Origin of the sequence: Pseudoclavibacter sp. RFBA6 (assembly GCF_002931575.1) — a bacterium.
In the GTDB taxonomy this organism is placed as follows: Bacteria; Actinomycetota; Actinomycetes; order Actinomycetales; family Microbacteriaceae; genus Pseudoclavibacter; species Pseudoclavibacter terrae.
The window spans coordinates 1-13,600 of sequence record NZ_PSUA01000015.1; the positions used below are offsets into that span (position 1 = coordinate 1).

General features: G+C 69.9%; 13 protein-coding genes. 3 read left to right on the forward strand and 10 right to left on the reverse strand.

The features are described 5' to 3' along the window. Positions 1-273 precede the first annotated feature (273 nt). Positions 274-753, forward strand: coding sequence for a hypothetical protein (locus C5C17_RS14665; RefSeq protein WP_104254119.1), 480 nt, complete (start codon positions 274-276; stop codon positions 751-753). Positions 754-917: 164 nt separating this feature from the next. Here C5C17_RS14665 and C5C17_RS14670 read toward each other — a convergent pair whose 3' ends face one another. Then, positions 918-2,561, reverse strand: a complete 1,644-nt coding sequence (locus C5C17_RS14670) for a PucR family transcriptional regulator ligand-binding domain-containing protein (RefSeq protein ID WP_104254120.1) — start codon at positions 2,559-2,561, stop codon at positions 918-920. Positions 2,562-2,669: 108 nt separating this feature from the next. Here C5C17_RS14670 and C5C17_RS14675 point away from each other — a divergent pair, with 108 nt between their 5' ends. Beyond that, the gene (locus tag C5C17_RS14675; RefSeq protein ID WP_104254121.1) at positions 2,670-3,989 is read left to right on the forward strand and encodes an aspartate aminotransferase family protein; all 1,320 of its coding nucleotides are present in this window, start codon (positions 2,670-2,672) and stop codon (positions 3,987-3,989) included. A 128-nt stretch (positions 3,990-4,117) separates the two neighbouring features. Here the strand turns inward: C5C17_RS14675 and C5C17_RS14680 are convergent, their stop codons facing one another. From C5C17_RS14680 to C5C17_RS14695, 4 genes are all read right to left on the reverse strand, one after another. Next, positions 4,118-4,684 carry a hypothetical protein gene (locus C5C17_RS14680; RefSeq protein ID WP_146079193.1) on the reverse strand — a complete coding sequence of 189 codons (567 nt, stop codon included), beginning with the start codon at positions 4,682-4,684 and terminating at the stop codon, positions 4,118-4,120. 170 nt (positions 4,685-4,854) lie between these two features. Continuing rightward, positions 4,855-5,532: a CE1759 family FMN reductase gene (locus C5C17_RS14685; RefSeq protein WP_104254123.1), complete on the reverse strand. Its 678-nt coding sequence runs from the start codon at positions 5,530-5,532 to the stop codon at positions 4,855-4,857. 99 nt (positions 5,533-5,631) lie between these two features. Further along, positions 5,632-6,798, reverse strand: a complete 1,167-nt coding sequence (locus tag C5C17_RS14690; RefSeq protein ID WP_104254124.1) for an LLM class flavin-dependent oxidoreductase — start codon at positions 6,796-6,798, stop codon at positions 5,632-5,634. Between the two features lie 103 nt (positions 6,799-6,901). Further along, positions 6,902-7,873, reverse strand: coding sequence for a DMT family transporter (locus C5C17_RS14695; protein WP_104254125.1), 972 nt, complete (start codon positions 7,871-7,873; stop codon positions 6,902-6,904). Positions 7,874-7,943: 70 nt separating this feature from the next. Here C5C17_RS14695 and C5C17_RS14700 point away from each other — a divergent pair, with 70 nt between their 5' ends. Beyond that, positions 7,944-8,831, forward strand: a complete 888-nt coding sequence (locus tag C5C17_RS14700; RefSeq protein WP_104254126.1) for a LysR family transcriptional regulator — start codon at positions 7,944-7,946, stop codon at positions 8,829-8,831. On the opposite strand, the gene C5C17_RS14705 is transcribed toward C5C17_RS14700, so the two are convergent. From C5C17_RS14705 to C5C17_RS14725, 5 genes are read right to left on the reverse strand one after another with little or no spacing between them, the layout of a single operon-like run. Continuing rightward, a complete protein-coding gene (locus tag C5C17_RS14705) occupies positions 8,828-9,421 on the reverse strand; it encodes a gluconokinase (RefSeq protein ID WP_258066235.1) in 594 nt (197 codons plus the stop codon). The genes C5C17_RS14700 and C5C17_RS14705 overlap by 4 nt on opposite strands. Beyond that, a complete protein-coding gene (locus tag C5C17_RS14710; RefSeq protein ID WP_258066236.1) occupies positions 9,418-10,494 on the reverse strand; it encodes an L-idonate 5-dehydrogenase in 1,077 nt (358 codons plus the stop codon). Before C5C17_RS14710 ends, C5C17_RS14705 begins: the two co-directional genes overlap by 4 nt. A gap of 34 nt (positions 10,495-10,528) precedes the next feature. Beyond that, the gene (locus C5C17_RS14715) at positions 10,529-11,266 is read right to left on the reverse strand and encodes a fumarylacetoacetate hydrolase family protein (protein ID WP_104254128.1); all 738 of its coding nucleotides are present in this window, start codon (positions 11,264-11,266) and stop codon (positions 10,529-10,531) included. Beyond that, entirely contained in the window at positions 11,266-12,063 is a 798-nt protein-coding gene (locus tag C5C17_RS14720; protein WP_104254129.1) for an SDR family oxidoreductase, read from the reverse strand. The genes C5C17_RS14715 and C5C17_RS14720 overlap by 1 nt, the downstream gene beginning before the upstream one ends. Further along, on the reverse strand, positions 12,060-13,490 hold the full coding sequence (locus C5C17_RS14725; RefSeq protein ID WP_151423670.1) for an MFS transporter: 1,431 nt from the start codon (positions 13,488-13,490) through the stop codon (positions 12,060-12,062). Before C5C17_RS14725 ends, C5C17_RS14720 begins: the two co-directional genes overlap by 4 nt. Positions 13,491-13,600: the final 110 nt, after the last annotated feature.

Sequence of the window (13,600 nt, forward strand, 5' to 3'; positions counted from 1 at the left end):
AGGGCTTCCACTTCTACACCCGCGAGAAAGCCGTCACCAGCCGCTGGCTCGACCCCGCCAAGCACGGCGGCATCAACCTCGGCTTCCCCGAGAACGACTGAACAGCCCACCACGACTGGGCCCCTCGCACGACGGGCCGGGACAGACCTCGGGACTGAGCATCCGCTGCCAGCAATCCGGATGCGCACGCCCGAGGTCTCGACGCGGACTCGCGCAACCCCTCCCCGGCCTGAGCCAAGGCGACTTCCGAGGCGAACAGGCGAGGATGTGCCCGTGCGCATCCTCCTGAAGCTCGAGCTCGACTGCCCAACCGAACTGCTCGCCGACGCTCTCCAGCGGCCGGAGGCCTTCCGAGCAGTGGCGGGCCCCCTCGCGGAAGTGCGCTCGCTCGAACCTGGCGGCTTTCCCGAGCGTTGGTCACCCGACAGCCCGCACCGCGTCGAGATCCGCCTGCTCGGCGTGGTTCCGCTCGGCACGCAGGTCATCGACGGCCAGTACCGCGACCTGGGAGACGGGATGCACGAGCTCCGCGACCGCGGGTACCCGGAGTCGGGACTCATGGCCGTCATGACCACGTTCGAGCACCGGATGGTCGTCTCACCGCTGCCCGGCGGCCGCACCCTCTACCGCGATCAGCTGAAGATGGGCGCGAGCCTCCTCACACCGTTCGTGTGGTTCGGGATGTGGGCCTTCTGGCAGAAGCGCGCCCTCAGCATGCGGCAGCTCGCGGCGAAGCTCCGCGACGAGCGCTGACGGCGCCCCACAGGGCGCCGTCCGAACCGAGTCACGGCCGAGCCGCACCCGGCTCCGGCCAACTTCGGTGACTCGACGAGCGCCGGGCGCAGAATTCGCGTCCGGGACCGGCAACAGTCACCGAAGTTGGCCACGCGCCCACGCGACGCCGGACAGCTCGCACCTCAGGCCTCGTCGAGGAGCCGCATCGCCGACCACACCTCGGCGCGCCCGGCGAAGGACTGCAGGTCGATGCCGAGCAGCTGCTCTGCCGTCGTCACGCGGCTGCGCAGCGTGTGCCGGTGGATGCCAAGCGACTTCGCGACCGGGTCCCACGCGCAGTTCCCCTCGGTCCACGCGGCGAGCGTGTCCAGGAGGAGACGCCCCTGCTCTCCGTGTTCGAGCAGGGGCTGCAGCACGCGGCGTGCCGTGACTCGGCCGTCGGCGGCCTCGAGCGCACCGAGCATGCCGGTTGTCGCGAGGTCCTCGAACCGCACCGAGGGTCTGCCCGGGGTGCTGCGTTCCGCCGCCTTCCGCGCCTCCGCGAGCAGCCGGGGCAGCTCGGCCCAGTCGCCCGGCGCAGATGCTCCGGCCGAGAAGCCAGCGTCAGCGAGGGCCTCGACGAGGGGCGCCCCGCCGCCAGCGGGGACGATAGCGATGAGCTCCTGCTCCCTCGCCGCGAAGAACAGCGGTTCGCTGCCAGACCCGGCCAGTCGCTCGAGTCGGTCCAGCAGCGCCTGGCCGGGTTCCCCACCCCTCGCCTGCACGACGCGGACGGGAGCCGCAGGCAGCTCACCCCAGACCGTCTCCGCGGTGCGTCTCGCCACCTCCATCTCGCCGGCGAGCAGCAGCTCGAGCAGGCCGACACGGAGATGCCCGCGCGCCGCATCCAGTTCCCTGTTCTGCTCGAGCGCAATCGATGCGTGGCCTATGGCGCTCGCCACGAGATCGTTGCCGGCGAGGTCGAGCGGCGCTCGACCGCCGACGGCGAGCACCCCGCGCAGCTGGCCGTGCTGGCCGACCGTCTGCAGGGTCACGTCGCCGCCATCGCCGTGCAGACGCGCGCCCGAGCGACCGCCGCGAGCGAGGAGGCTCTGCACCATCCGCTCGACCTCAGGCGCCTCGCTCTCGGGCACGCGGATGCGCGTCGGCGCATCCACACGCAGCCCCGTCGAGTCGTAGAGCGCGACCCAGCTCTCGAGCTGCCGCTCGAGCTCGACCAGAATCGCGCCGAGCCCGCCCGGCCTGAGCGCCGCCCGCGCGAGCTTTCGCTGCGCCTGCAGGGACCACTCGAGGCGAGCCCGCTGCTCCAGGGCTCGCTGGTCGGCGAGGTAGCGGATGATGCCGATGAACGGGGTCCGCTCGGTCACCTCAACCAGCGTCAGGCCGTGACGCCTGCACGCGGAGACGAGGTCGGCGGGCACCTCCGCGTGGATGACCTCCGTCGCGAAGCCGAGCGCAGCGACGTCCGCTGCCCGCAGCCTCGCCACGTAGGCATCGAAGACGCCCTCGCTCGCAAGCGACTGGAACCGCACGGTGGCAGTCGCCGACACGGGTGAACGCGAGACCGGTGAACGCGACCCCGCGGCGGGTGCATCCACCGCGGCGCCAGGCTCCGGGGCCTCGGCCATCTCGGGGGCTTCCGGCACGGCGAACTGCATGCCGTCGGTCAGGAGGAGCTGTCCAGCCTCGAGCCACGGGGTGGGGTCGACCAGGTCGGAGCTGTGCGCCCAGATGACCGCGCGCTGCAGGGCACTGTCGTCTGCGGCGTGCAGCACCCGCAGCTTGAACTCCGTCTCCTCGACGAGTTCACGCAGCGAGACACTCATGACAGCCCCCGCCCTGCCGGGCGAGTCTGACGGTTTTGTCGAGTCATGCCACCCATTCTCACCGATTTGTTCACCTGCTCGACGCATCCTCGGCCGCAGAGTTGACGCATGACCGACCCAGCCGTGAGCCGTCCCGCCAGCAACACCGACGTTCGTGACCGCGACCTCGCGTCCGTGTTCCACTCATGGTCGGCGCAGGGCAAGATCTCGCCGCTCCCCATCGCCCGGGGCGAGGGTGCCACGCTCTGGGATCACGACGGCAACGAATACCTCGACTTCTCGAGTCAGCTCGTGAACGTCACCATCGGCTATCAGCACCCGAAGGTCATCGCCGCCATCCAAGAGCAGGCCGCGCAGCTCATCACGATCGCCCCCGCGCACGCCAACGAGACCAGGGCAAGGGCCGCGGAGCTCATCCTGTCGCACGCCCCGGAAGGCTTCTCGAAGGTGTTCTTCACCAACGGTGGAGCGGATGCCATCGAGAACGCGATCCGCTTGGCCCGCCTCTCCACGGGACGCGACAAGGTCGTCTCCCTCTACCGCAGCTACCATGGCAACACGGGTGCGGCGATCGTCGCGACCGGCGACTGGCGGCGGATCCCGAACGAGTTCGCACGCGGCCACGTGCACGCCTTCGGGCCATACCTGTACCGGTCGGAGTTCTGGGCCGAGACACCGGAGCAGGAGAGCGAGCGCGCCCTCCACCACCTCGAACGCGTCATCCAGGCCGAAGGGCCCGCATCCGTCGCGGCGCTCCTCATCGAGAGCATCCCAGGCACTGCTGGCGTCCTCCTGCCGCCGCCCGGCTACCTGGCGGGTGTCCGCGAGATCGCCGACCGCTACGGCGTGATGCTCATCCTCGACGAGGTCATGGCCGGCTTCGGCCGGACCGGCGAATGGTTCGCATTCGACGCGTTCGATGTGCGCCCGGACCTCATCACCTTCGCGAAGGGCGTCAACTCCGGATACGTCCCCGTCGGCGGCGTCGTCATCTCCGAGGAGATCGCTGCGCGCTTCGACGATGACGTCTTCCCCGGCGGCCTCACCTACTCCGGGCATCCGCTCGCGGCCGCGTCGATCGTCGCGACGCTCGAGACCATGGCAGAGGAGGGCATCGTCGAGAATGCGGCCCGCCTCGGCCGGGACGTCATCGGCCCAGCGCTGCGCGAACTCGCCGCTCGCCACGACGTCGTCGGGGAAGTGCGCGGCAAGGGCGTCTTCTGGGCGATCGAGCTCGTGAGCGACCCAGTCACTCGCGCGCCGCTGGCCGCCGCCGACATGGCCACGATCAAGTCGCAGCTCGTCGCCCGCGGACTCCTGCCGTTCATCGCAGACAACCGCATCCACGTGGTCCCGCCCGCCGTCATCGCCGACGCGGACGCGCGCCGCGGCGTCGCGATCATCGACGAGGTGCTCGGCGGCTTCTAGTCAGCAACCGCGTGCGGTTCCGGATGGCTTCCGCGCACGCGGATGCGTTGCAAGCCATCTGCGTGCACGGAAGCCATCCGGAAACTCGCGTCGCACGAGGTTCGCGCGCGTCGGCCGCGGGATCCGCGCTACTTGTCCTTGGGCGCCGGGATGAGCGCGAGGAGCGTCGTGATGCCGCCGATGGCAAGCCCGGTCTTGGTGTGCGCGGCAGTCACTCCTCGTTCGGCGCGGCGCTCGCCGAACTGGTAGATCCCACGCTCGGCAGCCGCGATTCCGGCGACCGTCGCGAGCCCACCCGCGACGCCGAGGCCGCTGAGGGCCGCCCGCCTGGCGGGCGTGAGCGAGAGCCAGAACGCGGAGAAGCTGTTCTCCGTCGAGCCGGTGCTGCCCTCGTCACGGGACCCCTCGGCTGGATGCGGCGCGTCGTTCTCTTCGCGCGGGCCGCCGATGAGCTCGCCGGGTGCCTGCGCCGCCGGCTGCACCAGCAGATCCGAGTCTTCGAGGGCTCCCTGCTTCGCGTCCCGATACTCGAGAACCGCCAGCCCGGTGATGCCGAGCGTGATCGCGGTCTTCAGGACACCGCGAGCCGCCTTCGAGGGGATGAAGTCGGGGGTGGCGTAGTAGGCGGCGGTCAGCAGCCCCTGTCCGGTCGAGAGGATCGCGCGCTTGCCGAAGGCCTTGCTCTGGGAAGTCATGAGGAGCAGTCTCGCGAGTGCACCTGACCAGACCCTCCGCGCCGGCCGGTCGGCGCTGCGTCCGCTGCGCATCCACTGACCGCGCGGGCGTCGATTCGGGATGGCGAAGTCACCTGGTTGCGGGAACTTTCCCGAAACGAGGTGACTTCGCCATCCCGAGTCGCGTGGGGCTAGCTTGCGCCGCCGCCGGCGGCCATGCGCATGAGGTCGGAGCCCAGCTCGATGCCGAGCTCGGTTCCGCCCGCGCTGCCGAGCTCGTGCTGGTAGCCGCCCCAGTTGTCGCCGCGGATCGTCTGCTCGACGCCGGCTTCCATGAGGGTGAGCAGTTCGACGGATGCGCGCTCGATGCGGGACCCGAGTCCCGTGTCCTGCCAGTCCTCGGTGGAGGCGAACAGCGACGTCGGCACGGTCATGGTGCGCAGGTAGGCGAACATGGACCGCATCTGCTCGTCGACGACCAGCGCGTGGCGTGCGGTGCCCGCCGTGGCGGCGAGGACGACCGGCTTCGCGATGAGGAGGTCGTTGTCGAGCGTCTGGAAGAACGAGGTGAAGAGCCCGCTGGGCCCGGCCTTGTAGACGGGGGCGGCGGCGATGATGCCGTCGGCGTCGCGGAGCGCGCTGATGGCGCGCTCGAACTGGGGGCCGAAGCTCTGCGAGCCGAGGGCGGCTGGGAGCTCGGGGAGGAGCATCCGCAGATCGATGTGCGTCGATGCGACGTCGCGTCCGCGGGTGGATGCGAGCTTCGCGACGCCGCGCTCGATGCGGTCGGCGAGGAGCTTCGTCGACGACGGGTCGCTGATACCCGCGTTGACGACGACGAGCCGGTAGGCGCCTTGCGCGTTGGTCATGAGAGTCCTTCCGAACGAGTTCGAGTCAAATGGGTGCTGGGGTGGGCGGATGCGCGGGGCTGATGAGGCCGGCCCCGCGCATCCGCTCGACGGCAGCGGCTAAGCGACGAGTGCGGTGTCCTGGTAGGGCGAGGAGCCCGTGACGTTGTCGCCGCGGTTCTCGTTGGGGCGCGGCTGACGCGGGGCGGCGTCTCCGTACTTGGCGAGAACGCGCGACTCGTGGGTGGGGGCGTCCGGCACCTCGGCGGGGCGGAGCGCTTCGAGTTCGCGACGCAGCACGGGCACGACTTCGGCGCCGAGCAGCTCGAGCTGGTCGAGCACCATGCCGAGGGGCAGGCCGGCGTGGTCCATGAGGAACAGCTGGCGCTGGTAGTCGCCGAAGTGCTCGCGGAAGGTCAGGGTCTTGTCGATGACCTCCTGCGGGCTGCCGACGGAGAGCGGGGTCTGCTGCATGAAGTCCTCCATGCGCGGGCCGTGGCCGTAGACGGGGGCTTCGTTGAAGTAGGGGCGGAACTGGTCCTTCGCGTCCTGCGAGTTCTTGGCGATGAACGCCTGCCCGCCGAGTCCGACGATCGCCTGCGACGCCTTGCCGTGGCCGTAGTGCTCGTAGCGCTGGCGGTAGAAGTCGATGAGGCGCATGTAGTGCTCCTTCGGCCAGAAGATGTTGTTCGCGAAGAACCCGTCGCCGTAGAACGCGGCCTGCTCGGCGATCTCCGGTGTGCGGATGGAGCCGTGCCAGACGAAGGGCGCCACGTCGTCGAGGGGGCGGGGCGTCGAGGTGAACCCCTGCAGGGGTGTGCGGAACTTGCCTTCCCAGTCGACGACGTCTTCGCGCCAGAGGCGGTGGAGCAGGTTGTAGTTCTCGAGGGCCAGGGGCAGGCCGGAGCGGATGTCCTTGCCGAACCACGGGTAGACGGGGGCGGTGTTGCCGCGGCCGAGCATGAGGTCCATGCGCCCCTTGGAGAGGTGCTGCAGCATCGCGTATTCCTCGGCGATGCGCACGGGGTCGTTGGTCGTGATGAGCGTCGTGGAGGTGGAGACGCGGAGCGTCTTCGTGAGGGCGGCGATGTGCGAGAGGAGCACGGCGGGTGATGAGGAGAAGAAGGGCGGGTTGTGGTGCTCGCCGATGGCGAAGACGTCGAGGCCGACTTCTTCGGTCTTCTGGGCGATCTTGACGATCGCGTCGATGCGCTCGGCCTCGCTCGGCGTCTCGCCGGTGACGGGGTTGCGTGTGATGTCGCTGACGGAGAAGATTCCGAACTGCATGATCAGCCCTTTCGTTGTGGATGCATGGTGCTGGTCGGTCCGGAAGGGGAAGGATCCTGAGTCCCAACTCCATGCATACGCATACAACGTAGCGCGGGCGGAACTATTCCCGCGTCTTCGAAACCGCCGGCAGCGCACCGGCAGCAGGCACCCCGACCACACTTCTCGCGCGCATCCCGGGCACGCGACCCTGGCTGGCGAGCACACCGATCACCACGATGAGCCCGCCGAGCGGCTGGTTCCAGTGCACCGATTCGCCGAGCACCACGACGCCGAGGACAACCCCGACAACCGGGGAGAGATAGGTCACGGTCGATGCGCGCGCCGGCCCCCAGTCACGCAGGATGCGGTTGTACCAGATGTAGGCGACGCCGGTCCCGAGCACTCCGAGCCCGGCAACGGCCAGGAGGACCGGCACGTCGAGCGACACCTCGCCCCGTGCGGTGAACGGCGCGAGCAACCACACGATGATCGCGGCCAGGCCGATCTGCACGGTCGAGAGCGTGATCGTGTCGTAGCCCGAGTCGCTCAGGAAGCGGCGCAGGTAGAGGCCCGCGAAACCGTATGAGGCGGTCGCCCCGAGGCAGGCGAGCTGGGCGGGCAGCAGCTCGGGAACCTGATCGACGCCGACGAGCCGCCAGGGAGCAGCAAGCACGACGACGCCGCCCAAGCCGACGACGAGGCCGACGATCTGCGTGCGCGTGAGCCGCTGGCCGGCGAGCACGAGCGGCATGAGCAGCAGCGTCATGATGGGCGTCGTCGCGTTGTAGATACTCGAGAGACTGCTCGGCAGGTACTGCCCGGCCCACGCGAAGAGCGAGTAGGGGATGACCGCGAGCGCGAGCGACACGACCAGCATGTGCATCCAGATCGCCCGCCCCCTCGGCCAGCGCCGGCGAGTAGCGACCATGATCGCGACGAGCGCCGCGGCGCCCAGCGTCAGGCGCCCCAGCACGAGCTGGGCGGGGCTGAGCCCCTCGAGCCCCACCTTCATGAAGAGGAAGCTCGCACCCCACACGAGCGACAGGGCGACGAAGACGGCGACGGTGCCGCGGGTGTTGTCGGAAGGACTCATGGGGCTTATTGTTGGCCGGACCCCAGCATGAGGCAAATGCATTCGCTTCATCCCCACATGAGGAGTTCTCATGAGTGTCACCATCGCCCAGCTTCGGGCTCTTGTCACGGTCGTCGACCGTGCGTCCTTCACCGAGGCTGCTGTCGAACTCGGGGTCGGGCAGTCTGCGGTCTCACACTCGGTCACCGGCCTCGAGCGGGCCGTGGGCGGGCGCGTCCTCCGCCGTGACGGCGGGATCGCCCTCACGGTGCTCGGCAGCAGCGTCATCGAGCACGCACGCGCGGCGCTTGCCTCCGTCGCGGCCCTGGAGAGCGCCGTGCGCAGAGACGACACGCTGACCGGCACCGTCCGCCTCGGTGCCGTGGCGACCGTCTGCCAGGGGCTGGTGCCCGACCTGCTGGCCCTGTGGTCGGCGCGACTCCCCAACATCGCCGTGTCCATCTACGAGGGAGACGACGACGAGATGCCCGAGTGGCTCGAGGCGGGCCTTGTCGACGCCGCCGTGCTCGTCGAGCCGTCCGCCGCCCCGCCCGGCGCGCTGCTCGTCGCGACGGATGAGTTCGCGGCACTCGTGCCCGCCGACCATCCGCTGGCGCAGCAGGAGTCCATCCCGCTCGACGAACTCGACGACGACGGGCTCATCGTCTCGACGGGAGGATGCGAGACGCACGTGAAGAGGATGCACGACGAGCTCGGGCTGCCCTTTGTCTTCTCGCACCGCGTGCGGGAGATGAGCACGATGTTCCGCATGGTGCAGCAGGGCATGGGAGTGGCCGTCATCCCGTCGCTCGGTCGAGGCATGCTCCCGGACGATCTCGTGATGCGCCCACTGACGGCCCGCCGACCGCGGCAGCTGGTGCTGTCCGGGCCGAGCACACGCCCCTGGCATCCGCTGGTGGACGCCCTCGTCGACGCGACGGGCGCCGACTTCGCGAGCACGGTGAAGGTCGAGCTCTAGCTGCCGATCGTCCCCGACGCGGTGGGTTTCGCACCCGCGAGGTAGTCGACGACCGCCTCCACGATCTCGGCCGGCGTGTCCGCGACATCGACGACGACGCCCGCCTCCCAGGCGGCGAGCGGCTCGAGCACCTCGAACTGGCTGTCGAGGAGGGTCGTCGGCATGTACTCGTGCTGGCGGGTCGCGAGGCGGGAGGCCACGAGGTCTCGCCGGCCGGCGAGGTGGACGAACTGCAGCTCGGGCACGCTCGAGCGCAGCAGCTCCCGGTACCAGCGCTTGAGTGCCGAGCACGCGACGATCGTGGTGCGCCCCTCCGCCTCGTTGGCGGCGATGGTCGCACCGACGACCTTGAGCCATGGCACTCGGTCCTCGTCCTCGAGCGGGGTCCCGGCCGCCATCTTCGCCTTGTTGGCGATCGGGTGCAGGTCGTCGCTGTCGATGAAGGTCACGCCGAGCCGTTCCGCCAGGGCCGAGCCGATCGTCGTCTTGCCCGTGCCCTGCACGCCCATGACGATCATGGGCGGGTGGATGAGGGCGGGATGCCCGGCTGCGGTCGCGCGTGCCCGCCGTTCGGCCTGGTCTGAGCTCACGAGGCGCCCCTTTCCTCTGGTGATCCATCGTCCTCGGGGTCGAAGGAGAGCAGCACCTTCGAAGATCGGGATGCGTCGCCGGCGACGGCGAACGCGTCGAGCGCCTGCTCGACGGGGAACTCGTGGGTGAGCACGGCATCCACGACGAGCGATCGGTCGGCGAGCGCTTCGATGACGGCGTCGATCTCGTCGGCGAAGCGGAACGAGCCGACCAGGGTCAGCTCTCGGGTGATCGCGAGGGAGAGGAGCGCCGGCACCTCGCCGCTGCGCTGCAGGCCGAGCAGGACGACGTGACCTCCCCGCCCGGCGCCGCGGATGGCGCTCGCGAGTCCTGGCACGGTGCCGGACGATTCGATGACGACGTCGGCGTGCACTCCGGCGATCGCGTCGGGATCGCGCGCGTCGATGACGCGGCTGGCTCCGAGCTCGGTCGCGACGGCGAGCGGCAGCTCGTGGAGGTCGCTTGCGATGATCTCGCCCGCGCCGTGGTGCTTCAGCACGGCGACCACGAGCGCCCCGATGGGGCCTGCACCGATGACCAGCACCCGTCTGCCGCGGACGTCGCCGGCCTGCCCGACGCCGTGCCACGCGACCGCGGCCGGCTCGGCGAGCGACGCCAGCTTGAGGTCGAGGCCCTCTGGCAGGACGCGCAGCATCCGCGACGGGAGGGCGACGCGGCGGGCGAAGGCCCCCTGCGTGTGCGGGATGCGCGCGGCCGAGCCGAGGTAGGTGCCGGCGGGCGAGAGGTTCGGTCGATCGGCCGGGAAGGGCGTCTCTCCGTCGCCGCCGGGCGTGGCCGGGTGGACCGCCACGCGCTGTCCGACGGAGGGACCACTGCCGTCCGACGCGGCATGGAGGACGGTGCCGACGATCTCGTGGCCGAGGACAAGCGGAGCGCGGAGGATGGACTCGCCGGCAGCCCCGTGCATCCAGTAGTGCAGGTCGGATCCGCAGACGCCGCCGTAGGCGATCGCGACTACCGCCTCGTCAGCGGCCGGCGTGGGCTCGGGCAGCGCGTCGAGCCGCAGGTCGCCCTTGCCGTGGGCGACGACTGCGAGGTTCTCCTGGGTCACGAGCACCCTCCCTTGGTGTCGGGGCGCGCCTGGTTCACACGCACGGGGTGACGAGGGGGACGCCGGCGACGGTGATCTCGACGAGGTCGCCCGGTTGGGCGGGGAACGCCGACTTCGGGGCGCCCGTCATGATGATGTCGCCGGGCCCGAGTGGCACCCAGCTCGTGACGTAGGCGACGCACTCGGCAACGCCGGCGGGCAGCTCATGGCTGCCGGTGAGCACCGTGCGCTCGCCGTTGATGCGCACCTCGAGCTCGGCGTTGGCGAGGTCGGCGTCCGTCTCGATCCACGGGCCGAGCGGCGTGTAGCCGACGCCGCCCTTGCCCTCGAAGTTGCGCGGGTCGACGCTGCCGCGCTCGGGGTTGGAGATGTCGTTGACCGCGGTGAGGCCGAGGATGACGGTGTGCGCATCCTCGACGGGCACGTCGAGCGCGTCGCGCCCGATGACGACGCACACCTCCCCCTCGATGACGACCTTGCCGACGTCGCGGCGCAGCTCGACGGGGGTGCCGCTCGGCACGACCGTGCGGGGGCTCTTCAGCCAGGCCTGCACGGGTGAGGGATGCTCCGGCCCGTTCTGCGCGATGCCGACGACGATGCGCGGCTCAGCAGGTGCGAGCAGCGTCGCGTCGGCGATCGGCTCGCCCTGCCGCGTGGGCTCCTCCCCGCGCGCGAACGCCTCGTACGGGTCGCTGCACGGCACCCACGAGTCGCCCTCGGCGAACGCGTGCGTGACCGTTCCGTCACTGGTCTGGATCCTGGAGATTCGCATCAAACAACCGCCGTCATTCCGCCATCGACATAGATCGTCTGGCCGTTCACGAACGCCGAAGCGTCACTGGAGAGGAACACGAGCGTACCGACAAGCTCATCCACGTGACCCCAACGCCCGGCCGGGGTGCGCTGCGCGACCCAGGCCGAGAACTCGGCGTCGTCGACGAGGGCCTTGGTGAGCTCGGTGGCGAAGTAGCCCGGTGCGAGCGCGTTCACCGTGACCCCCGACGGGGCGAGGTCGGCGCAGAGCCCCTTCGTGAGCATCACGATGGCACCCTTCGTCGCGCTGTACGGCGCTATGGAGGGGCGGGCGATCTGCGACTGCACGCTCCCGATGTTCACGATCTTGCCTGAGCCTCGCGCCTGCATGCCTTGAGCCACTCGCCGTGAGAGGAGGAACGCGCTTGTGAGGTTCGTGGCGAGCAGCTCGTGCCAGTCGGCGTCGGCGAACTCCGCGATCGGCGCGCGACGCTGGATGCCCGCGTTGTTGACGAGGATGTCGACCGTCCCGATGCTCGCCTCGAGTTCGCTGATGCCCGCATCCACCGCCGCCGCGTCGGTCACGTCGAAGGTCGAGACGATCGGCTCGGACGCCGTGCCCGCGAGGCCGAGGGTCTCGGCGATGGATGCGGCGGTGCGCTCGGCCTTCGCGCGGTCGCGTCCGTGCACCACCACCCGCGCGCCAGCCGCGGCGAGACCGCCCGCGAGCGCACGGCCGATGCCCTGGCTCGATCCTGTGACGAGGGCCGTCCGCCCCGTGAGGTCGAAGCTCTTGAGCCCAACCGGCAGGCTCATCGCCCGCCCCCGGCCGCAACGGGCGCGGCCTCGTAGACATCCTGCAGATCGATCAAACCGGTGTCCTCTTCGTCGGTGGAGACGCGGATGGCGTCCTCCTTGCGGAGCAGGTCGCGCCCCTTCGTCTCTGGGACGAGGAACGTCGCTGCAGTGGTGATGGCGGCGAGCGTCGCGAGGTAGAGGCCCATGACCACCCAGTTGCCGCCGGTGAGCGTGAGCAGCCAGGTGCCGAGCACACCCGCGAGGCCGCCCGCAAGCACTGCAGAGATCTCTCGTGCCATCGCGACACCGAGGTAGCGGTGCTTGTTGCCGAACAGTTCGGGGAGCATGGCGCACTGCGGTCCGAGCATCGAGTTGACGGCGACGCCGATGCCGACTGCGATGACGGCGATCGTGAGCGGCCCGTTGCCGAGCGAGAGCATCCACCAGGCTGGGAAGGCGAAGAGCAGCATGAACACCGCTCCGAAGCGGTAGACGGCGCGGCGGCCGAACTTGTCGGAGAGGTGGCCGCTGAGCGGCACCGAGAAGATGCCGATGAGCGAGCCGATCGTGACACCCCACGTTGCGACGCCACGGTCGACGGGGTTCGCGATGAAGGTGCCTGCCACGAACGCGAGCGACACGTTCTGGAAGATGTACGAGCCGCCGTTCTCGGCCATGCGGAGGCCGATGCCGGTGATGACGCCTGGCATGCCGCGCGTGAAGATCTCGCGGATGGGTCGGTCGGAGACCTGGTCGCTCTTCTCGAGCTCGACGAACGTCGGCGTCTCGCGGAGGCGCATGCGGATGAAGAGCGCGACGAGGATGAGCAGGAACGACGCGAGGAACGGCACGCGCCAGCCCCACGCGAGGAAGGCCTCGTCCGGCATGAGGGTCAGGAGGCTGAAGACGACAGCGGCGAGGAGCGTGCCGGCCTGGATGCCCACGAAGGGCAGCGCGGAGAAGAAGCCGCGGCGCTTGACTGGAGCGTATTCGGCCATGAGCACGGTGGCGCCGGCCTGCTCGGCGCCGGCGCCGAAGCCCTGCGCCAGGCGAAGCAGCACGAGCAGCGCTGGAGCCCAGAGGCCGATGGTCTCGTAGGTGGGGAGGAGGCCGATGGCGGTGGAGGCGCCGCCCATGAGGAGGATCGTGATGACGAGCACGCCCTTGCGGCCGAGGCGGTCGCCCATGGTGCCGAAGAAGAGCCCTCCGAACGGGCGGGCGACGAAGCCGACGCCGTAGATCGCGAAGGCGCCGATGACGGCGACGGCCGGGTCGCTCTGGTCGAAGAACAGCTTGTTGAAGACGAGCGCCGTCATGAGCCCGTAGAGCGCGAAGTCGAAGTACTCGAGGGCGGAGCCGATGCTGGAGGCCAGCGTGGCTCGGCGCAGGTTGTCGGCGTACTCCGGGTCGTCGGACGGCACGGGGGGCCGGGGTGTCTCAGTCACGGAACATCTCCTTTGATGTGCGGATTGCCGCGGCGTGGGTGACCGAGGCGTCCGGTGGTGCATGCTTCTCACCCCAAGCTAACACTCCACTGGACGACGTTCAACACTTT